24 protein-coding genes are annotated in these 21712 nt (G+C 37.1%); 10 read left to right on the forward strand and 14 right to left on the reverse strand.

Annotated features, from left to right (window positions below; translation table 11 throughout):
* Window positions 1–52: 52 nt before the first annotated feature.
* The 5 genes from can to ACT5E3_RS02090 all read right to left on the reverse strand — a co-directional run bounded on the left by can (window position 53) and on the right by ACT5E3_RS02090 (window position 5380).
* Complete coding sequence (can, locus tag ACT5E3_RS02070; RefSeq protein WP_444996663.1) at window positions 53–673, reverse strand: carbonate dehydratase; 621 nt, start codon at window positions 671–673, stop codon at window positions 53–55.
* A gap of 198 nt (window positions 674–871) precedes the next feature.
* The gene (locus tag ACT5E3_RS02075) at window positions 872–1210 is read right to left on the reverse strand and encodes a DUF805 domain-containing protein (protein WP_444996664.1); all 339 of its coding nucleotides are present in this window, start codon (window positions 1208–1210) and stop codon (window positions 872–874) included.
* A 208-nt stretch (window positions 1211–1418) separates the two neighbouring features.
* On the reverse strand, window positions 1419–3440 hold the full coding sequence (gene rep, locus ACT5E3_RS02080; protein ID WP_444996665.1) for a DNA helicase Rep: 2022 nt from the start codon (window positions 3438–3440) through the stop codon (window positions 1419–1421).
* A gap of 120 nt (window positions 3441–3560) precedes the next feature.
* Window positions 3561–3770, reverse strand: coding sequence for a hypothetical protein (locus ACT5E3_RS02085; RefSeq protein ID WP_444996666.1), 210 nt, complete (start codon window positions 3768–3770; stop codon window positions 3561–3563).
* Between the two features lie 89 nt (window positions 3771–3859).
* Window positions 3860–5380 carry a YifB family Mg chelatase-like AAA ATPase gene (locus ACT5E3_RS02090; protein ID WP_444996667.1) on the reverse strand — a complete coding sequence of 507 codons (1521 nt, stop codon included), beginning with the start codon at window positions 5378–5380 and terminating at the stop codon, window positions 3860–3862.
* Window positions 5381–5571: 191 nt separating this feature from the next.
* Here ACT5E3_RS02090 and ACT5E3_RS02095 point away from each other — a divergent pair, with 191 nt between their 5' ends.
* On the forward strand, window positions 5572–6249 hold the full coding sequence (locus tag ACT5E3_RS02095; protein WP_444996668.1) for an AHH domain-containing protein: 678 nt from the start codon (window positions 5572–5574) through the stop codon (window positions 6247–6249).
* Between the two features lie 3 nt (window positions 6250–6252).
* A complete protein-coding gene (locus ACT5E3_RS02100) occupies window positions 6253–6819 on the forward strand; it encodes a hypothetical protein (RefSeq protein ID WP_444996669.1) in 567 nt (188 codons plus the stop codon).
* Window positions 6820–6921: 102 nt separating this feature from the next.
* On the opposite strand, the gene ACT5E3_RS02105 is transcribed toward ACT5E3_RS02100, so the two are convergent.
* Together ACT5E3_RS02105 and ACT5E3_RS02110 are read right to left on the reverse strand one after the other, a co-directional pair.
* Window positions 6922–7962, reverse strand: a complete 1041-nt coding sequence (locus tag ACT5E3_RS02105) for an IS481 family transposase (protein WP_444993903.1) — start codon at window positions 7960–7962, stop codon at window positions 6922–6924.
* Window positions 7963–8078: 116 nt separating this feature from the next.
* A complete protein-coding gene (locus tag ACT5E3_RS02110; protein WP_444996670.1) occupies window positions 8079–8282 on the reverse strand; it encodes a hypothetical protein in 204 nt (67 codons plus the stop codon).
* A 484-nt stretch (window positions 8283–8766) separates the two neighbouring features.
* On the opposite strand from ACT5E3_RS02110, the gene ACT5E3_RS02115 reads away from it, so the two are divergent.
* The 4 genes from ACT5E3_RS02115 (at window position 8767) to ACT5E3_RS02130 (ending at window position 11191) form a co-directional block, all read left to right on the forward strand.
* A complete protein-coding gene (locus tag ACT5E3_RS02115; protein WP_444996671.1) occupies window positions 8767–9225 on the forward strand; it encodes a hypothetical protein in 459 nt (152 codons plus the stop codon).
* Complete coding sequence (locus tag ACT5E3_RS02120) at window positions 9162–9443, forward strand: AHH domain-containing protein (protein WP_444998630.1); 282 nt, start codon at window positions 9162–9164, stop codon at window positions 9441–9443. The genes ACT5E3_RS02115 and ACT5E3_RS02120 overlap by 64 nt, the downstream gene beginning before the upstream one ends.
* 3 nt (window positions 9444–9446) lie before the next feature.
* The gene (locus tag ACT5E3_RS02125) at window positions 9447–10010 is read left to right on the forward strand and encodes a hypothetical protein (protein WP_444996672.1); all 564 of its coding nucleotides are present in this window, start codon (window positions 9447–9449) and stop codon (window positions 10008–10010) included.
* A 140-nt stretch (window positions 10011–10150) separates the two neighbouring features.
* Window positions 10151–11191 carry an IS481 family transposase gene (locus ACT5E3_RS02130; protein WP_444993903.1) on the forward strand — a complete coding sequence of 347 codons (1041 nt, stop codon included), beginning with the start codon at window positions 10151–10153 and terminating at the stop codon, window positions 11189–11191.
* A 78-nt stretch (window positions 11192–11269) separates the two neighbouring features.
* On the opposite strand, the gene ACT5E3_RS02135 is transcribed toward ACT5E3_RS02130, so the two are convergent.
* The gene (locus ACT5E3_RS02135) at window positions 11270–11473 is read right to left on the reverse strand and encodes a hypothetical protein (RefSeq protein WP_444996673.1); all 204 of its coding nucleotides are present in this window, start codon (window positions 11471–11473) and stop codon (window positions 11270–11272) included.
* 242 nt (window positions 11474–11715) lie between these two features.
* On the opposite strand from ACT5E3_RS02135, the gene ACT5E3_RS02140 reads away from it, so the two are divergent.
* Entirely contained in the window at window positions 11716–11913 is a 198-nt protein-coding gene (locus tag ACT5E3_RS02140) for a CPXCG motif-containing cysteine-rich protein (protein ID WP_444996674.1), read from the forward strand.
* A 222-nt stretch (window positions 11914–12135) separates the two neighbouring features.
* Complete coding sequence (locus ACT5E3_RS02145) at window positions 12136–13407, forward strand: O-acetylhomoserine aminocarboxypropyltransferase/cysteine synthase family protein (RefSeq protein WP_444996675.1); 1272 nt, start codon at window positions 12136–12138, stop codon at window positions 13405–13407.
* Between the two features lie 165 nt (window positions 13408–13572).
* Here ACT5E3_RS02145 and ACT5E3_RS02150 read toward each other — a convergent pair whose 3' ends face one another.
* From ACT5E3_RS02150 to ACT5E3_RS02165, 4 genes are all read right to left on the reverse strand, one after another.
* On the reverse strand, window positions 13573–14121 hold the full coding sequence (locus ACT5E3_RS02150; RefSeq protein WP_444996676.1) for a DUF1415 domain-containing protein: 549 nt from the start codon (window positions 14119–14121) through the stop codon (window positions 13573–13575).
* Window positions 14114–14677, reverse strand: coding sequence for a glutathione S-transferase family protein (locus tag ACT5E3_RS02155; protein WP_444996677.1), 564 nt, complete (start codon window positions 14675–14677; stop codon window positions 14114–14116). Before ACT5E3_RS02155 ends, ACT5E3_RS02150 begins: the two co-directional genes overlap by 8 nt.
* A 158-nt stretch (window positions 14678–14835) precedes the next feature.
* On the reverse strand, window positions 14836–16542 hold the full coding sequence (locus ACT5E3_RS02160) for a lysophospholipid acyltransferase family protein (protein WP_444996678.1): 1707 nt from the start codon (window positions 16540–16542) through the stop codon (window positions 14836–14838).
* A 103-nt stretch (window positions 16543–16645) separates the two neighbouring features.
* Complete coding sequence (locus tag ACT5E3_RS02165) at window positions 16646–17986, reverse strand: DUF445 domain-containing protein (RefSeq protein WP_444996679.1); 1341 nt, start codon at window positions 17984–17986, stop codon at window positions 16646–16648.
* 159 nt (window positions 17987–18145) lie between these two features.
* Between ACT5E3_RS02165 and ACT5E3_RS02170 the strand changes: the two genes are divergently transcribed.
* The gene (locus tag ACT5E3_RS02170) at window positions 18146–18643 is read left to right on the forward strand and encodes a thioesterase family protein (protein ID WP_444998631.1); all 498 of its coding nucleotides are present in this window, start codon (window positions 18146–18148) and stop codon (window positions 18641–18643) included.
* Between the two features lie 24 nt (window positions 18644–18667).
* Window positions 18668–19555, forward strand: coding sequence for an EamA family transporter RarD (gene rarD / locus ACT5E3_RS02175; RefSeq protein WP_444996680.1), 888 nt, complete (start codon window positions 18668–18670; stop codon window positions 19553–19555).
* 81 nt (window positions 19556–19636) lie between these two features.
* Here rarD and argB read toward each other — a convergent pair whose 3' ends face one another.
* The gene (gene argB, locus ACT5E3_RS02180) at window positions 19637–20467 is read right to left on the reverse strand and encodes an acetylglutamate kinase (RefSeq protein WP_444996681.1); all 831 of its coding nucleotides are present in this window, start codon (window positions 20465–20467) and stop codon (window positions 19637–19639) included.
* 15 nt (window positions 20468–20482) lie between these two features.
* Window positions 20483–21541, reverse strand: a complete 1059-nt coding sequence (gene argC / locus ACT5E3_RS02185) for an N-acetyl-gamma-glutamyl-phosphate reductase (RefSeq protein WP_444996682.1) — start codon at window positions 21539–21541, stop codon at window positions 20483–20485.
* Window positions 21542–21712 lie beyond the last annotated feature (171 nt).

A 21712-nucleotide genomic window follows, 5' to 3' on the forward strand; every position in this document is an offset into this window, starting at 1 on the left:
GTTACTTTTAGCAAGTAACCCTAGCTTTTTTATTTAAAAGTCTGGTATAAATTTAAAATTTTGATGCTCTTAATTTTTCGTCAGAATCAATGCTGACATTTAAGTCTTTGATTACACCATTTTTAATACTATATATCCAACCGTGAACTGATAAATCAACACCATTTTTCCAAGCGTATTGAACAATAGCGGTATTACAAACATTTTTAACTTGCTCTACAACATTCAGTTCGCAAAGCAAATCAAACCTTTCTTCTTTAGATACGGCTTCGAGTTGATTGGAATGAATTCGTCCAACATCTTTTATGTGTTGGAGCCAGTTGTCGATTAAGCCATATTGTTGTTCTTCCATTGCTGCCTTGACACCGCCGCATCCATAATGCCCACAGACAATGATGTGTTTTATTTTTAAAACTTCGACTGCAAATTGTAGTACCGATAGGCAGTTTAAGTCTGTATGAACAACAACATTTGCAATATTACGATGTACAAATACTTCACCTGGAGGTAAGTCAATTATTTGGTTGGCTGGTACTCGACTGTCCGAGCAGCCAATCCAGAGGTACTCAGGAGATTGCTGTTGTGATAACTGTTCAAAAAACTCAGGCTCTTTTTCTTTTATAGCTTCAGCCCAAGATTGGTTACGTTGCATTAGATGATTTAGAGTTTTCAAGTGCTTACTTTACCTTGGTTGATTATTAACTAGACATATTGTCTGATATGTAATACTGCATGGATAGTTGTATTATATCGAATAGTTTATGGCTGCTCAAAAAATAAGTTGTTTCGAATAGAAATGTATTGAAAGGCAAAGGAGTGTTTAGGCAGCTAAGCCGCACCATTAGCGCGGTTTAACTGTAAAGTAGCATTATTATGCTTTGGGGCTAGGTCCGTATTGATTTTCTGCGTGACTATCTTGAGCTAAAAAGACAATCAGGACGATAGAGCCAATGATAGGAATTAATACAATAAGCTGCCACCAGCCACTACGTGAAGTATCGTGTAGACGCCTTGCCGCAGCACTAATAGATGGTATCAGCATGCCTAATGCAAAGACGCTTGTAATGATAAACGTTCCAATTACAGTGTCGATGATTGCAGCTACAAAATAGAATATGATATAGAATAAAATAAACATCCAATATTCTTTACGTCTAGCCCGACCAGTGAAATCTGCATATTTTTTGAGAGCAGCAATGAAATATTCCATCAATTTTTCCTCTTATTAGTTATTTTTTATCTGTTTTGAGAACAGGGCATCTGTAGAAAGCTTAATATGGTTAACTTAATAATATATCTTCTTTCTCAAAACTCAATGTACATATATTTTTACGATGTTACAAGATTTCTTAGCGCTGCAAACGTGATATTTATTCTTTATTGAGATTTGCTTGATGGTATTCGCTAGGTTAAAGCTTCTAAGACGATAACATTTTCCGTAGGTTGGCCATACTTGATTTACCACGTTCTCTTTTTTCGTCATCTGATATTTGTATTCTATCTTCTTCCCAGTCAAGGTCTTCTTGAGGCATTTCTTCTAAAAAGCGGCTTGGTACAGAGTTAATCATTTCACCATATCTTTGTCTTTGTTTTGCAACAAAAATCGCCAGAGTTTCTTTGGCTCGAGTAATTCCTACATAGGCTAAGCGCCTTTCTTCCTCGACATTTTCTTCTTCAATACTTGATTTATGCGGTAATAATTCTTCTTCCATTCCTAATAAAAACACATGAGGAAACTCTAGACCTTTGGACGCGTGTAGAGTCATAAGCTGAACTTCATTTTGCTCGTTTTCTTCTTCGCTATTTCTGTCGAGCATTTCGCGTAAACAGATTTTATTGACAGCTGTTGCAAATGGGTTTTCAGCATCAGCGTTATCTTCAATTCCTTTTTCTATCCATTTAAGGAGTTCTGATACATTGCTCCAACGATACTCTGCTGCTTTGGGTGAGCTAGAATTCTCAAATAAATAGCCATGGTATCCAATATAAGCAATTAACTCATTGAGCACAGCGATCGTGTCGCCTCGTTTTAAGTTATCACTCGCTTTGACCATAATTTCACCAAATCTGCGTACTGCGGTAAGTCCTTTTCCTGTTAGGTATTCTTCAAGACCTAATTCAAAAATGGCCGCAAACATACTAACACCGCGAAAATTAGCATAATTGCCAAGTTTTTCTAAAGTTGTTGCACCAATTTCTCGTCGAGGTACGTTGGCTATTCTTATAAATGCATTATCATCATCAGGATTAATAAGAAGTTTTAAATAAGCCATGATATCTTTAATTTCTGCACGTGCGAAAAAAGATGTATTGCCACTGACTTTGTAGGGAACTTGTTTGATAACTAATGAGCGCTCAATTAACCTGGATTGATGGTTTCCCCGATAAAGAATCGCAAAGTCGCAGTATTTTAAATTTTCTTTAATTCGTTTAGAGATAATTTCGTTGACGACTCTTTCTGCTTCATCATTATCTTCTTTTACTGATAATATTCGAATTGGATCGCCATAATTTTTATCTGACCATAAGCTTTTATCAAATAAATGTGGGTTATTAGCAATTAGCACATTCGCAGATTTTAAAATACGTCCACATGAACGATAGTTTTGTTCAAGTTTAACAACCTTTAAATTAGGGAAGTCTTGTTGCAATAATTCAAGGTTTTTAGGTTGTGCGCCCCGCCATGAATAAATGGATTGATCATCATCACCAACGACTGTAAAGTTACCTAACTTTCCTGTCAGTAACTTGACTAGTTCATATTGACTTGTATTAGTATCTTGATACTCGTCAACCAATAAGTAGCGAATTTTGTTATGCCATTTATGACGGATATTTTCATTATCTTTGAGTAATAATGTGGGAATCAAAATAAGATCATCAAAGTCAACTGCATTATAAGCCTTTAAGCTCCGAGCGTAAGCTTCATATAATTTTGCTGCTAATAGCTCATCATTATCTTTAGCTTTAGCTATTGCCTGTGCTGGTAGTAGTAGATCATTTTTCCAACTTGATATTTTATTTAATATTTCGAGAAGTTCACTTTTATCGGCATCAACATCTTTTTTGCACAGCTCTCTCATTAATGCGAGTGAGTCTTGATCATCAAAGATAGTAAAGTTTTTTCGAATACCTAGTGCGCGGTATTCCTTTCGAATGATATTTAATCCAAGATTATGAAAAGTAGAAACTATAAGTCCTTTTACTAACGACTCACCTAACAGCTTACCAACTCTGGCTTTCATTTCTTTTGCTGCTTTATTGGTAAAAGTCACCGCTGCAATTTGATTCGCTTTATAGCCACACTGGGTTATTAGATGAACAATTTTTTGAGTAATAACGGCTGTTTTACCACTTCCTGCACCTGCTAGGACGAGCAGCGGAGAAGAGGTTTGCTTAACTGCGAGATTTTGTTGCTCGTTTAAACGGACGACTGACAAGGTTGCTTACTTCGGCTCAAGGTTATAATTAGACAGGGAGCTATTTTAGGTCAATGTGAGTGTTTTACCAAGCGTATTACAAATAAAAATAGATACCAAAGAAAAATGAATAGTAATCAGCTACTTAGTTATTTGTTCTTTGATTGGTTTCCATTCACCACGATTAATCAGTTTAGATGCGTCGATTATCCCCCCTGACCAACAGATTCGTAAGTTTTCGTCATGAGCAGAGGACTCTTTAAATACTTTAACTTTCATCCAGGGAACAAAAGGGTTAGGTCTGAACTGATATTCGCCAGGTTGTATGGATGATAGTGAGTGCTTTTCCACTTTTATTGCCTCTTTTATATACTTTATATTTATTGATTTTTTTGATTAGTAATTGCACCTGATAGTGACTAAATTTAAATATAGATCAATTATGCAACTTGATTCAGCATTCTTTCCAGTCTTCTGTAATTTAATGCTTCTGCGAGATGTTGTTGCTTAACTTGGGCCGATTTTTCTAAGTCTGCAATTGTCCGAGAGACTCTTAAAATACGGTGATAAGCTCTAGCGGAAAACTTAAGTTTTTCCAACACCGATAAAATAAAGTTTTCTGCGCCAGAGGCGAAATTTATCTCTTTTTCTAATTCTCTAGGGTTTAACATAGCATTACATTTTCCACGATTTTTGATTTGTCTTTGCATTGCTGATAAAACCCGCTTTTTAACTTTTTCAGATGATTCTGAACTTTGGTCTGGTATTGACTTGAGTTCTTCTGGCGTCATTGCTGGAACATCAACATGCATATCTATACGATCAATAAATGGCCCCGATAACTTTAATAAATAGCGCCTGATTTTATCTGAAGTGCAACGGCACGCTCCTCTAGGATTACCAAAATGCCCGCAAGGACAAGGATTCATCGCTGCAAGAAATTGAAACTCCGCAGGGTATTCCGCTTGCCTTGCTGCTCTTGAAATAGTAACTGTCCCAGATTCGAGAGGCTCTCTTAAAACCTCTAAAACACGTCGATCAAATTCTGGTAGCTCATCTAAAAATAATACACCATGATGTGCTAACGATATTTCACCTGGTTTGGGGTTACTTCCCCCGCCAACTAGTGCGGCTGCAGATGCGGTGTGATGCGGGCTTCTGAATGGCCTTTGCTTCCAATTTGAAGTATCCAAGCCTTGATGACTGACTGAGGTAATTGCAGCTGATTCAATCGCTTCTTGCTCACTCATTTCAGGTAAAATACTGGCTAAACGAGTTGCGAGCATTGTTTTTCCCGTTCCGGGTGGGCCTATAAATAATAGGTTATGTCGCCCTGCTGCTGCAATTTCTAGTGCTCGCTTAGCGGAGTATTGTCCTTTGACTTCTATTAAATCGGGTAAAGGTTTAGGTGGCTTTAAAGACACAGTGCTTTTTTCTAGTTTTATTTCACATTGCCCTTTTAAAAGTGCGCAAACTTGAAGTAGGTGGTTGCCCCCAATGGCTTGAGTTGTGCCGACTAATTGCGCTTCTGCTAAATTTTGTACGGGAACAACAAGTTTGCGTTGAGATTTTTTGGCGGCTAATGCTGCTGGCAATACCCCGTTAATGCTCCGAAGCTCGCCTGAAAGTGCAAGCTCTCCCATAAATTCATAATTTTCAAGATTACGGCTTTCAATTTGTTGAGAGGCTGCTAATATACCTAACGCGATAGGTAAGTCATAACGTCCACCATCTTTGGGGAGATCGGCAGGGGCAAGATTGATTGTGATACGTCGAGCCGGAAATTCGAAATTAGCATTGAGTAAAGCACTTCTCACGCGATCTTTGCTTTCTTTAACAGCCGTTTCAGGCAAACCCACAATATTTAAGCTCGGTAAGCCATTAGATAAGTGTGTTTCAACTGTCACTAATGGTGCTTCGATACCGACGCCTGCTCGGCTATAAATAATTGATAATGCCATTGACCATTCCTTGGTATAAAAAGAAAATTATTAAAAGCTAATTTGAATTCAATTGCTAGCTTTAATCTCGTTTTTGTGTGTGAGATATTGGCTATGTGTTTTGTAAAATATAGTTTTTAATATTCTGTATAAATCAAAAAATATAGAATATGAACCTTTGAATAGGGTAAATCAATTGACAAGGATAAATAATGAGCAAGGAACCATTAGTGGATGTTTACGAAGTTCAACCTCATGAATTGATGGTAGGACTGGTAGAAGTTATACGAGAAACTCAAAAGAATATTGGTTATTTTGAAATGAAAGAAATGACCAAAGATCATCTGGACAAAAATGCTAAGAAGATAATCGAAAGAAAAGCTAAGATTTTATCTGAAACTGAAATTACAGCCCTAGCGTCCAAGCTATATACAAAGTTGATGATGCGAGGATCTATTCAAGCACTTGAAGCGTTGGCAACTTATCAGGCTGAAGCTAAAGGGATGAGTAAGCAACAGTTTTTAAGAGAGGAGCATAAGCCTAAAAGGTTATCTCGACATATGAAAGCAATAGGTGTTTCTCGCCCATCCAATGTTGCTGCACATGCTATAGTAAGTGGCAACCACCCTGAAGCAAAAGCTGCTCGTCAGGTGTTGGCTAGATTCAATATTAGAATAGATGATCCTGATAATGGGGTTTATTTGCCAAGGGATTCTAGGTTTATACCTCATGAAGACATACCTAATGCTTCAAATCATGCAAAACTGCATACTGAAAAGTATTATTTTAATGTTAATATTATGTTGAGCCAAACAAACTCCCCAACTGAATGTAGAGTAGCACTTCGGTTAATCGCTAAGAAATTACGCGATGGGACTCTTGAGTACTAAATAATGAAAATTTATGTAATTAGACCAGATTTTAATTTCCGCTTTATGTATCCAGAAGATGAGGTCTATGAATCTGACAATTGGGAATTTAAGTGCAATTCATTAGCCGGAAAGCTTCCTCTTCACTTTAAAGCTTACTTTAGTGAAACTTCTGATAAACCAATGCCTGATATTGCGTGGATAGGGATGAATACCATAGCATTTCGTAAAGATGTAGCAGAATCATTGTTAGATATACTAGAGTCATCTGGAGAACTTTTACCTTTTACTGTTGATGGAGAACAGTGGTATTGCTATAACGTACTGTCTCATTCAGATAACGCGGTTGATATCGAGAACTCTAGCTTTGAAATTGATGATGGTGAAACTCGGTTTGGACTAAAAAAGCCATGCTTTATTGAGGCAAACTTACCAAAAACTTCACTATTCAAAATTAAAGAAGATAACTACACCAATATTTTATGTATAGACCGAAGAGAACCTGAGGAAGAAGTTTTAAATAATTTCTTTTGTGCTATTGCTGCACATAAGTTTACAGGTATTAAATTTACAGAAACTTTAATAGAGTAATAAAACATCTAAGGTTAAGTGAGATAAATTTTGTTCAATATAAAGTGTAGTAGCTCAGACTTGATCTGACAGTTACCCGTTTTTCCAACGGTATCTGTCAGTTTAGATTTGAGCTAAATTCTTTTCAGCCCAAATCAATTTACCATCAAGTAAAGTTTCTTTTGGCGTTCTGCCACAGCACATTTTTCCTTGATGAGTTCGGTCATTGTTATAGTATTCCATCCAAACGTCCAGATCTTTTTGCAAATCTTCCATCGATGAGTACAGCTTTTTCCTAAAGGTGATCTGGTAAAACTCATTCAATATCGTCTTGTGAAAGCGCTCGCAGATCCCGTTCGTTTGTGGTGACATCGCTTTCGTTTTGGTATGGTCAATATCATTGATCGCCAAGTAAAGCTGATAATCATGATGCTCTACGCGACCACAGTACTCAGTTCCACGGTCAGTTAAAATGCGCAACATTGGCAATTCATTTTGATTAAAGTAGGGTAATACTTTGTCATTTAATATATCTGCGGCGGTGATTGGCGTTTTGGTTGTGTAGAGCTTTGCAAAAGCAACTTTGCTGTAGGTGTCAATAAAGGTCTGCTGATAAATTCGGCCAACGCCTTTGAGGTTACCCACATAAAACGTATCCTGAGAGCCTAAGTAGCCTGGGTGAGCGGTTTCTATCTCACCACAAGCTTCGTCATCATGTTTCTTCTTTTCAAGCGCAGCAACTTGCGCATCGCTTAAAATGATACCGTCATTAGCGACCTTTTCCTCAAGTGCTTTAAGACGCTTTTTGAAGTTTTCCAGATCATGACGAAGCCAAATTGAACGAACGCCGCTGCCAGAAACAAAGACACCTTGTTTACGCAGCTCATTGCTTGTTCTATGTTGACCAAAGGCTGGTTGTTCAATGGCATAGGCAACAACGGCTTGTTCTGTCGCCTCATCAACTCTATTTTTAGGATTGGCCTTACGTCTGGTCTTTTCGATTAAGGCGTCAATTCCACCTTCTTCAACTAACTCTTGATAACGATAAAATGTATCTCGAGATACGCCCATCACTTTACAGGCTCTTGAAACATTATTGAGTTCTTCGGCTAAGTTTAATAAACCTGCCTTGTGTTTAATAATTGGATTGTTAGTATGTAGCATGAGAGTTACCTTTTGTTTTGATTTAAAGATTCGACACCTTTATCAAAACGGGTAACTCTCTTCTAGTCAAGCTGAAGTGTCAGATGAAGTCGGAACTAATACATATAAAGATAGAATTATCCAACGTTTAACTCTTTCCATTCACCTCTATTGATGAGCTTCTGCATTTCAATCTCACTGTCTAACCACTGAACCCATAATTCCTCTTCACTACTTGAGTTAGACGATTTGAATATTGTAACTTCAACCCATTGAGTAAATGGGTTTGCTCTAAATAGGTACTTTCCAGGAGTAAAGCTCAGTTGTTGCTTGTTTTCCATCTCATTTATATCCTAATTCTAAAAAACTTTAGAACAGTGTTGAAGCACTGTAATTTTACAGATTTCTTTAACGGGAATAATCCTGCAATCTTTAAGCTCGGTAAGCCATTAGATAAGTGTGTTTCAACTGTCACTAATGGTGCTTCGATACCGACGCCTGCTCGGCTATAAATAATTGATAATGCCATTGACCATTCCTTGGTATAAAAAGAAAATTATTAAAAGCTAATTTGAATTCAATTGCTAGCTTTAATCTCGTTTTTGTGTGTGAGATATTGGCTATGTGTTTTGTAAAATATAGTTGTTAATATCAACTTGTATTTTTCGACACCTCTCCTATAAAACATACTAAACCGTTAGGCGCGGTTCACATTTTCAAAAGAATAAGCAAACATATATTGATCAGTTTTTAATATTCTGTATAAACCAAAAAATATAGAATATGAACCTTTGAATAGGGTAAATCAATTGACAAGGATAAATAATGAGCAAGGAACCATTAGTGGATGTTTACGAAGTTCAACCTCATGAATTGATGGTAGGACTGGTAGAAGTTATACGAGAAACTCAAAAGAATATTGGTTATTTTGAAATGAAAGAAATGACCAAAGATCATCTGGACAAAAATGCTAAGAAGATAATCGAAAGAAAAGCCAAAACACTATCTGAAGTTGAAATTACTGCCCTAGCATCAAAATTATATACAAAGCTGATGATGAGAGGCACTATCCAAGCACTTGAAGCATTGGCTACCTATCAGGCCGAAGCTAATGGGATGAGCAAGCAACAGTTTTTAAGAGAAGAGCATGATGCTAAAAGATTATCTCGGCACATGAAAGCTGCGGGGATACAGCGTCCACGAAATACAGCGCTCATGCTATTGTTAGCGGTTCTCATCCAGAAGCTGAGTCGGCTAGACAAATACTCGCTAAATTTCAGATAAGAATTGATGATCCTGATAATGGTGTTTATTTACCACAAGACTCTCGCTTCATACCTCACGAAGATATGCCTGATGCATCAAACCATGCTAAAGTGCATACCAAACTTTATTATATCAATATTACGAACATTTTAAGTTCCTCGCGTTCAAAACAAGATTGTAGAGTTGCATTAAAGATGGTTGCTAAAAAGCTTAAAAGTGGGACATTAGAGTATTAGTCTATGAAAATTTACAATGTTAAACCTGATGCGAACTATCGTTTACTATTTCCAGAAGAGACTGTTTATAAGTCTGATTTATGGGAGTTCAAGTGTCAACCTCTTGCTGGTAGGCTCCCACTTCATTTTAAGGCTCAGTTTAGTGATAGAGATGATGCTCCATTGCCTGATATTGCTTGGATAGGCATGAGTACATTTGCTTTTCGACGAGATGTTGCAGATGAATTGGCACATATTCTTGAGCCATCAGGGGAACTTTTGCCCTTTACTGTAGACGGAGAACAGTGGTATTGCTTTAACGTACTGTCTCATTCAGATAACGCGGTTGATATCGAGAACTCCAGCTTTGAAATTGATGATGGTGAAACTCGGTTTGGGTTAAAAAAGCCATGCTTTATTGAGGCAAACTTACCAAAAACTTCACTATTCAAAATTAAGGAAGATAACTACACAAATATTCTATGTGTAGATCGAAGAGAGCCTGAGGAGGAAGTTTTAAATAATTTCTTTTGTGCGATTGCTGCTCATAAATTTACAGGTATTAAGTTTACAGAAACTTTAATCTAGTAATTAAATTTTTAAGATTAAATGAGATGGGGTTATTTGTATTAGTTCCGACTTCATCTGACACTTCAGCTTGACTAGAAGAGAGTTACCCGTTTTGATAAAGGTGTCGAATCTTTAAATCAAAACAAAAGGTAACTCTCATGCTACATACTAACAATCCAATTATTAAACACAAGGCAGGTTTATTAAACTTAGCCGAAGAACTCAATAATGTTTCAAGAGCCTGTAAAGTGATGGGCGTATCTCGAGATACATTTTATCGTTATCAAGAGTTAGTTGAAGAAGGTGGAATTGACGCCTTAATCGAAAAGACCAGACGTAAGGCCAATCCTAAAAATAGAGTTGATGAGGCGACAGAACAAGCCGTTGTTGCCTATGCCATTGAACAACCAGCCTTTGGTCAACATAGAACAAGCAATGAGCTGCGTAAACAAGGTGTCTTTGTTTCTGGCAGCGGCGTTCGTTCAATTTGGCTTCGTCATGATCTGGAAAACTTCAAAAAGCGTCTTAAAGCACTTGAGGAAAAGGTCGCTAATGACGGTATCATTTTAAGCGATGCGCAAGTTGCTGCGCTTGAAAAGAAGAAACATGATGACGAAGCTTGTGGTGAGATAGAAACCGCTCACCCAGGCTACTTAGGCTCTCAGGATACGTTTTATGTGGGTAACCTCAAAGGCGTTGGCCGAATTTATCAGCAGACCTTTATTGACACCTACAGCAAAGTTGCTTTTGCAAAGCTCTACACAACCAAAACGCCAATCACCGCCGCAGATATATTAAATGACAAAGTATTACCCTACTTTAATCAAAATGAATTGCCAATGTTGCGCATTTTAACTGACCGTGGAACTGAGTACTGTGGTCGCGTAGAGCATCATGATTATCAGCTTTACTTGGCGATCAATGATATTGACCATACCAAAACGAAAGCGATGTCACCACAAACGAACGGGATCTGCGAGCGCTTTCACAAGACGATATTGAATGAGTTTTACCAGATCACCTTTAGGAAAAAGCTGTACTCATCGATGGAAGATTTGCAAAAAGATCTGGACGTTTGGATGGAATACTATAACAATGACCGAACTCATCAAGGAAAAATGTGCTGTGGCAGAACGCCAAAAGAAACTTTACTTGATGGTAAATTGATTTGGGCTGAAAAGAATTTAGCTCAAATCTAAACTGACAGATACCGTTGGAAAAACGGGTAACTGTCAGATCAAGTCTGAGCTACTACAGGTTATTCCGCATAAATATGGTTAACCGGCTTTGAGCTCCTTCCACTCGCCTCTGTTAATTAATTTTTGCATATTCACTTCAGTATCTAACCATTGGACCCACAATTCTTCTTCATTACTTGCACTGGGTGATTTGAATATTGTTACTTCAACCCATTGAGTAAATGGGTTTTCTCTAAATAGGTACTTTCCTGGGGTAAGATTTAGCTGTTGCTTAGTTTCCATCTTGTTTATATCCTATTAAAATAACTATTTTGAAAACCTTTAATGCAGTATTTTAAATCATGTGGCTTTATAAAATTTTTAATGAAAAATAATCTAGTAACTTACATTTCTTGTAGCGTTTTAAGACGCATTATTAGAATATATATTGAGAAGAAGTACTAGAGGTAATTAAGTGTAGTTGGTGTAAGAAAATGTCTATAGTGCGTGTAAGAAATTATCTGAAAAAGTCAAAATGAAAATCCATGATGCCAAATATTCAAAAAGTGAAAAAAGTTCAATGTCCTTATTGTTGGGAATTTATTGAAATATTAGTTGATTGCTCAGTCGAAGAGCAAGCTTATATTGAGGATTGTCAAGTGTGTTGCAGGCCTATTAACTTTGAGATAATTATTCACCAAGAGTGTGAGCCAGTGGTCATTCTTAAATCAGAAGATGAATAAAAACTTCTTGCTGTTTAAATGCTGTTTTTAGTATGAATGTCAGCATAAAACTAACTTTACCAGCCTAAAAAAATCATTCAATCGTACTATAAAGTTTGGGTAATTGACTGCTGACTTTGATTCAACATCACAATTTGAGTATATTGGTTCGACTAATTGGTATATCGGTAATCGGTTAACCTGACTTGGAATACAGCTTTATTAATAATAAGTGAGATAAGTATGAAACTTGAATCCCTGGCATTACATCATGGATATGAATCCGAAGCGACAACTAAAGCTGCTGCGGTTCCTATTTACCAAACGACTTCTTTTACATTTGATAATACCCAACATGGGGCTGATTTATTTGATTTAAAAGTACCTGGTAATATTTACACCAGAATAATGAACCCAACGACTGATGTTTTAGAGCAACGTTTGGCGGCAATGGAAGGAGGAATAGGGGCGCTTGCTGTTGCATCAGGCATGGCTGCAATTACTTATGCTATTCAATGCATATGTGAAGTTGGTGATAATATTGTCAGTACAAGCCAGCTTTATGGTGGTACTTATAATTTATTTGCTCATACTTTACCTAAACAGGGTATTGAGGTGCATTTGGTTTCTGCTGAAGATTATGAGGGGTTTGAAAATGCAATAGACTCAAAGACTAAAGCCATTTTTTGTGAGTCGATCGGTAATCCTGCGGGTAATATTGTTGATATAGAAGTGCTAGCTCAAATTGCTCATAAACACGGTATACCTTTAATCGTTGACAATACAGTTGCTACTCCCTTTTTGTGTCGTCCTTTCGATTTGGGGGCTGATATAGTCATTCATTCATTGACTAAATATATTGGTGGGCATGGCACTTCGATTGGTGGAATTATCATTGACTCTGGTCGCTTTGATTGGGTGGCGAATAAAAAGCGGTTCGCTGTTCTAAATGAACCTGATCCTTCTTATCATGGGGTTGTGTATACCGAAGCACTTGGCGAAGCTGCTTATATTGGTCGTTGTCGAGTTGTCCCTCTGAGAAATACCGGTGCGGCAATTTCACCAACTAACTCATTTCAGATCTTACAAGGATTAGAAACATTAGGTTTAAGAATGGAAAGGCATTGTGAAAATGCCCTAAAACTTGCTGAATATTTACAAAAGCATGAGAAAGTGAGTTGGGTTAATTATGCGGCTTTAGCTGAGAGTCCATTTTATGAAACGTGCCAAAAAATTACTGGGGGACAGGCCTCTGGCATATTAAGTTTTGGAATTAAGGGTGGAAGTGTTGCTGGTGGTCTGTTTATTGACGCACTACAAATGATTTTGCGGTTAGTCAACATTGGTGATGCTAAATCATTAGCCTGCCATCCGGCTTCAACTACTCATCGTCAGCTGAACGAGAATGAATTAGTCGCTGCTGGTGTTAGCGCAGATTTGATTAGAATTTCTGTGGGTATTGAAAATATTGATGATATTATTGCAGATGTGAGCCAAGCCTTAGAAAAAGTTTGATTTGGATAAGCCTTCTCTACATAAATTTTAGAGAAGGCTTGATTAAGCTAAAGAGGCGTTTTTTACATTTATTGAGCTCAGCTTTAACTTTAATACCTTATATAGTTAAACATGACACTGTCGGTAGATATATTATCGATAGATATATTGTTAGTAGATATATTGTCAGTAGATGCTTTTACTTTCTTGTAGAATATTTAAAAATGGAGTTTTGCCATTTTGTCGAGCGACTTGAATATTTTTTTGTGGAATTTTTTCTGGCTCGGGATATTTGCTGAGTACTTTTTCTAAAGTTTTTTCACGCAAGATATGGATGAGTGGGTAGGGAGAACGATTAGTATAGTTTTCAGCATCCTCTTGTTTTGCATTTTCAAAACAGTAATCAGGGTGAAAACTAGCCAATTGATAAGTTCCTTCATAGTTTTGTTCGCATAGCAGCTGATTGGCTATATCAAGAAAGCCAAGATAATCAAAAAAACTTTCAAGGCCGACAGGTAAAATAATGATTGTTGTTTCTATATCAGAGTTTGCATCTAAGCGTTGTAGCTCGTTAACTAATGCATGTAACTGCTCTTCTTTATTGTAATCGCTGACAACTTCATAATGTATTCGTTGAGACTCAAACTCTTTTTTTGCAAATGGACAAAAATTATAACCAATAATTGTTTTTTCAATCCAATATTTAACTGAGTGGATTAATTCATGTTCATTCATTATGTTCGTCCTTTAACTTCATTGTAACGTGTTTAGGGTGAGATTGAATTCTTTGAATCCATTGTTCAATTGCTGGGTAATGCGATAAATCAAATCCGCCTTCGTGAGCAACATGGGTGTAAGCAAATAATGAAATATCGGCAATAGTATATTGATTGCCGACTAAATATTGAGTTTTGTTTAATTGCTTTTCCATGATAGCTAAGGCTTTATGCCCACCTGGTTGTTTAGACTCATATTCAGCTCTGCGAGCTTCTGGTAAGCCTTGATAAATATTAATAAACCGGGCAACAGCAATATATGGCTCATGACTATATTGCTCAAAAAATTGCCATTCTAGTATTTTGGCCCGCGTAAAGCGATCATTGGGCAAATATGCTGTGCCATCTGCTAGATAATTTAGAATTGCATTCGACTCAGCAATATACTGACCTGACGGTATTTCTAAAAGAGGTGCTTTTGCATTAGGGTTTTTATTGCGAAAGCTATTTGTTGTTGTTTCGCCTTTCATAATATCAATGTGCTTCCATTGAAATTCAAGCTCCAAAAGGCTCATTAAAAGGTAAGCTTTATAGCAATTACCAGAGATGATATCTCCGTAAAGAATGTACATAGGGTATTTGTAGTCGATCAATAGTAATGACTATTGATTTTAATCAAATATTAGGATAACGCAAAATAAAATTGATAGTGAAACCTTATAAGTTTAACTTTTTATTGATTAATGTTGAGATATTTATTTCGTTTTCTTTCCTGTAATAAGTTGGTATCGACAATTACCAGGCCGTCGACACAGAAGTTAAATGCAGGATCAACATTAAAAGCGGTAAAATTAACGCCGCCAGGTTCGCAAAGCTCGGAATACTGTTTTAATAAAGTTGGCACAGTTTTATTGAATATTTTAAGTTGATACTTTAGTTGTTTAAACCCTTCTTTAGTATCGTGATTGATGAATGAATGATTAATTAATTGGCGTGAATTATGCGAAAAGCTGAAAGGGTTTTTTCCTGTTGCATAATTTTTAGGAGAAGCATAATAAGTACTGTAATAATGGACTAGCCATTCTGTTAATTCACGAGAATATTCTGAACTGATTGATACGGGGCCAAATAAATATCTTACATTAGGATTTTTAACCAAATAGGCTCCGATACCGTACCATAAGTAGTCTAAGCTTTTTTTGCCCCAATATTTAGGTTGAACAAAGCTGCGACCAAGTTCTAGCCCATGATTAAGTACTGATGCAAAGTCTGGTTGAAAATTAAACAAGGTACTGGTATATAGCCTTTGAGTAGGGATGTTTTTTGACTGCTTAACTCGGTATGCACCTACAATCTCTAAAGCTTTTGGATCCCATAGTATGATGTGTTGATATTGATTGTCGAATTCATCAATATCAATACGGTTGCCTGTACCTTCTCCTACTGCTCGAAATGAAATCTCACGTAATCGTCCTATTTCGCTGAGTAGACAAGTTCCTTTGGGTGTATTTAGCAGATAAATTTGTTTGTTATCTTGAGTGGTTGTTAATAACTCGCAATTAGCTAACTCTGTTATTAAATGTTTTTTAGGTTGTGGATGAGCAATTGGTTTTACGGTATCAAAGATTAATTTTTTATTTTGGCTATTCAGAGCATAAACATGTTTTCGAAAAAGTTGTGCTGCCACACGGTGGTTTTTCGGAAGGGATATGATTGATTGACTGGGAATCAGTTCACCAATGGTAATCGGTAGCGTAACTTTTGTATGACGAAACATTTCTTTGACTAACAAAAGCATGCTTACTGGTTTGGCAATCAGAGAAAGACCGTAAAAAAAGCGTGAATTTTTTCCACCAACATGAATCGGTAACACGGGGGAGAGTGTTCTTTTAGCTAAGTGTAAGAAGCCGCTACGCCAGTGTGAGTCTTTTATTCCTCCTAAGCGAAAGCGTGAAACTTCTCCGGCAGGAAAAAATATAACAGCTTGTTCATTTTTTAGTGACTGCTCAATTTGTGAGTACTGAGATTTACTTGCTTTATTATTCATGTTGTTAACAGAGAGAAAAAACGATTTTAAAGGAGCAAGGTGATTAAGCACTTCGTTAGTCACTATTTTTATGTCGCTACGAACTTGGCTAACAAGCTTCAATAATGCGATCCCATCTAGAGAGCCTAAAGGATGATTGGCGACAATAATAACTCGCCCTTCTGCTGGAATATTTTCGAGCTGCCAATTATCAACCACATAACTTAGCCCAAGTAAGTGCATGACTTTATCTAAAAACTCATTAGCGCCAAGGTGGTCGTTTTTACTTAAAAAGTGATTAATCTCCTTCTCATGAAGCAGTTTTTTACATACCTGAATAATTGTCTTTTTCAGTTTTGGGCGTTGCTCCAGTTGTGGCATCTTTTGGGATAGAATGTTATCAATATTTATCATAAATCACCTGTGACTAAACCTATGGGTAGGTTGCTCTAGTGTTGAGGGTTTTTATGACAAGTTGATGATATTTAGATGTCTTTTTTGTGACGAGCAAGAGTCTTTATTCAGTTTTTATTTTTTTTCGGGAGAGCCAAATGTCAATAAAATATATACCTATTACTATTGCTGTTATTAGACTAAACAAATTAGGGTTTATAAGAACTAGGCCAGAAAGGGCACCAAGTAATGCGCCTAGTAGTTCAATGAATACGAGTTGATCTTTGATCATAGAGTGGAATATTTGTTCCATCTTTTTTGGTGAAAATTTATTCGCTTTTTCTTTGACGACTTCTCTTAAATCAATATGTTCAATTAACTGGATAATTTTTTTATGTATGACATTTTCAATATCAGGCTTGGTTAGTTGAGTTTCTAACCAAGAAAAAACGGGATTAACTAATTGGATTAATGTTTTTTTGAAATCACTACGCTGAGTCGCTTCTTGCATTTTATCAGTAATAATTTGTATTAAGTCTATTTGGTTAGTTTGATTTTGAATAAACTGGTTAATCAATTTATCAAAATTAAAATCTAAATTGTTTGGGGGGGTATTCTGGTTTCTGTGTTTATATTCACTAATGAGTGTATGTAGTCCTTCTAATAGTGTTTGCCTAAATTGCGTGCTGGCAACTATTCTAAAAAGATAATTTCTGATATCGTCTTCAGAAATGTTTGCTGACCAACGTGCGGCTCTAGCAATGCTTCGTTTTATTGTATCTTGTTTTTCTATATGAGTATCGAAGGTTGCCATTAGATGTTGAGCAATAAGTGGGATATTTCCTGCTATAGTGTTAATAATTGGCTCAATAAGAAATTCCATTTTTTTCGGGTTTTCTATAAATTGAGTTTCAATCCATCCAAACCCATGTTCCAACAATTGTTTGGGCTCAAGGTTATCTGATATTTCATGGATTATTTGTTGTTGGAACTGGGTAAATAATTGATTAAGAGCTTCTTTATTTTGTTCTAATAACTCGCGAATGAATTGGTTTAGTTGTTGGAGTGATTTTGGCTGCTGAAGCCAGTTATAGCAATAATTTTGGACTAAGTTAATTGTTTTGGGAATGAGTTGTACTTGTTGGATATATTCTAACCAGTGCTCACTAGAGAGAAAGTGCTCAGTTAAAGTGCTTGAAAGTGCATTAGCCAATTTGGACTGATTTTTAGGAATTAACCCTTGAATACCCAAAGCTGTTTTTTGGTAAGGCTTAAATAGCATTTTTATTGCAATAAAGTTAGTGAAGTATCCGATATTTGCTGTAAGTGATATAATGTAAAAATATTCATTCCAAGTAGTGCTCTGCTGGCTATAAGACTGCGGAATTAGGTGTAGGCAAGCAGCCAGAGAAAGAAGTAGTGGCAGGCCAAATAAACAGATGTTACGTATGGTGTGTAAAGGCATTCAATCTCCAAAATTCTATTTATTCATTGTGTAGATAATTAAATAGCAAGTTTGTTGCCAAAGTTTAAGTCTTTGAAATAATTGGCTTTTCTGTTTTTTCTTATTTTGATAGTAAGTAAAATGACCGCTAGTTAGCTGAATTTACAGGATTATTTAGTGATGTCCAAAGATGATAACCAAAGCTTGAATGAAGAAAGCGCAGTAAAGTATCGGAAATTAACCGCAAGATTGGCAGATACCTTTCGTTATAAGGTTCCTTTTCATGATTTAATTGGGTTTGAATTTGATCAAATCTCTGCAAACGAGTGTCGTATTAGCTTTCGTAATAAGCCTGAACTTATTGGTAATTTTGTTCATGGAATTTTACATGGTGGAGTGACTGCTACTGCGCTCGATGTGGTTGGTGGAACAATGGCTGCGGCTGCTATGTTGAGTAAAAACTTAACGGCTAGTGATGAAGAAATTGGTAAAAAAATGTCAAAAACCAGCACTATTGATTTACGAGTAGATTTTGTCAGGCCGGGACGGGGTGAGGCTTTTTACGCAAAAGCCAGATTATTAAGGAGCGGTAATAAAGTGGCAGTTGTTCGCATGGAACTGCACAGTGAAGATGATACTTTAATTGCTTTAGGGACTGGGACCTATCTAACAGGATAATTTTTAATTGATCTAGGAAAAAATATGAACGCTAAAGCTGAAACCAACGGTTGGTTTTTTGGTATTGGTGCTTTTGTTTTATGGGGGTTGGTTCCTATATATTTTAAAGCATTAGATAAAGTTTCTGCGCCCGAAATTCTGGCACATCGTATTGCTTGGTGTGTACCGGTTACATTAATTTTTATGTGGGTTTTAAGTAAGCGGGTGCTTATTTCTAGCATAATTGCAGATAAAAAATTATTGCTGGGTTTATTTTCAAGTACGGCGTTGGTTTCTTGCAACTGGTATATTTTTACTTGGGCTGTTACTCACGAACAAATACTCGCGACTAGTTTAGGTTATTTTATCAATCCGATTATGTCTATTTTGATGGGGGTATTTTTTCTTCAGGAAAAGTTGCGTCCTCTTCAGTGGGCGGCCGTAATTGCTGCAATACTTGGTGTTGCTAATCAGATTGTTGTTTATGGTGAGTTCCCTTGGATTGCATTGAGTTTAGCAACTAGTTTTGCATTATATGGTTTTATTCGAAAACAACTCCAGGTTGATTCATTAAATGGCTTGCTGGTTGAAACAACTATTGCTTTGCCATTTGCTGCTGCTTTTATTGGCTGGATGTTTTTTCAAGAAAAAGCTGCTTTCTTAAATATTTCATGGTCTATTGATTTGTTGCTAATTAGTGGTGGCGTTGTCACTGCGGTTCCATTAATCTGGTTTGCCGCTGCGGCAAAGAAAATACCACTCAATAGTGTTGGCTTTTTACAATTTATTGCGCCTTCAATCACATTCCTTTTAGCAACACAATATTATGGGGAGCCATTAGGTACGAAACAGCTTTTAAGTTTTGTTTTTATTTGGATTGGCTTGGTACTTTATCTGATTAATCCGATCAGAAATATGTTGGCGAGAAGCTAACGGATGTTTTGTTTGTACTCAACTGATAACTCCGAGCTTTGGTTTGTATCAAAACCCGGAGATAGTGACTAAAAGCTAGCGCTAACTAACGATTTTAGTGCCAAACTCACCAGTTCCCTCTGCTACCGCTTGGAAAGCGCCAACATGCCGTCCTGAAACAATGGCTATAGAACCAACGCCTTCGTTGAGAAGCGTCATCGCTTCTTCGACTTTAGGTATCATACCGCCTTGAATAATACCATCTTCTATCAGCTGTTTGGCTTGCTCTTGATTAACTTGCTTGATTCGGCTTTCTGGCTGACTCAGATCTTTAAATACGGCTCCGACACCTGTCGTGAGTAATAACAAGTCGGCTTTGAGTTCTTTCGCTATTTTAACAACCGTTGTATCAGCGTTGATATTAAAAACTCTACCGTTATTCGATATGCCTAAAGTCGCAATCACCGGAATGACTTTGAGTGCTAATAAACCTTCAAGTAAAGTCAGATTAATTTCACTAACATCACCTACTTCACCAAAGTCAATTGGCTCATCTCCTTCACCTGAAACTTTAATTGGTGGGCGTTTGGTTGCTTTTATCAAGTTACCTGATGCACCATGACAACCAAAAGCAGGTAATCCAACCTTAATCAATTCAGCCGTTAAGTTTACATTGACTTCGCCAGCTATGGCTTGTTTAACTACAACTAAATCGGCTTCTGAAGTAATTCTACGACCTGCAACCTTATTAGGAGTGAGTCCATGTTTTTCTTGTAGCGAATTAACTTGTGGACCACCACCGTGCAATAAAACTATCTGCCAGCTTTGTGAATGTAATTGACGAATATTGTTGGCGAGCCCTTCTCTTTCTTGTTGATCGAGAAGAACATCGCCGCCGACTTTTATGACGACGGTTTTGTTCTTATTGGTCATTGATAATTCCTTCGCCTAAGGCCATAGTCCAGGATTATCCAAACCAAAGTGAGCTGGTTTACCTGTCATTAAGTTAAAGCTTTGGATCGCTTGTCCTGCGCCACCTTTAATTAAATTGTCAATAGCACTGGTAATACAAAGTGTTCTCGTACCAGTATTTTCGTCAATACGAGTGTCAACTCCAATTTCTACTCTTGCTGTACCGGAAACGGCTGCAACTTCTGCTGGAGAGCCCTTAGGCCTAACACTCGTTAATTTGTGATCGGCGTAATAATCTTCGTAGATTTTTTGAACGGCTTCTTGATCCATATTTTCTGGTAAATCGATTTGCGACACAGCCAAAATACCTCTGACTAAAGGGGCTGACACAGGCACAAAGTCTAATGAAATTGCTTCTGCTCCGGCATGACCTAAAGTTTGTACAATTTCTGCACGATGCTGATGATGAAGTGTTTTGTAAGCTTTGAGATTATTAACTCTGACCGCATGGTGAGTGCCTGCTTGTGGTTTAACGCCAGAGCCAGAAGAGCCTGTCATAGCAACGGTACGAATGTTGGTTCCTTTTAGTAATCCTGCGTCAGCAAGTGGCAGTAATCCCATCGCGATGCCTGTTGCGAAACAGCCTGGGCTGGCTACATGCTGAGCATTTTTTATTGCTTCACTATTAAGCTCAGGCATACCATAAACAAAACTGCCTAATCGATCTGGACAAGGGTGTTCAGGTGCATAGTCTCGGATATAATCTTCAAGGCTTTCTAATCGGAAGTCACCTGATAAATCAATAATCTTAATGTTAAGATCAAATAATGCCATTGCTACTTTAGCCGTTATTATGTGCGGCATTGCTAGAAAGATGATATCTGCATCTTTAGCACATTCTTGCGGAGTTATATCCTGTAGTTTTATATGATCATAACCAGGTAAATTACGGTGAACTTGGCTAACGGAATTACCAATATAGTCCTTACTGGATATCCTTAATAATTCAACATCGTCTCGAACTAATATATGACGAAGAATTTCTGCTGCACCGTATCCAGCACCACCGATGATAGAAACTTTGGTTTTACTCATGATTGTATTCCTAATAAAGCTAGTTAATCGATTGAAACCGTTTTAGGTTTCACATGATTACCACGTCAGAAAGCATAAAATCATTCAATAGAGGAAAATTTTTTGCTTGCCGTCATTCCCGCGGTCTTTCGCCCCATCAAGAGTTGTTTGATGTGAACCTATTGAAATTCA

The organism is Aliikangiella litoralis, from assembly GCF_052495765.1.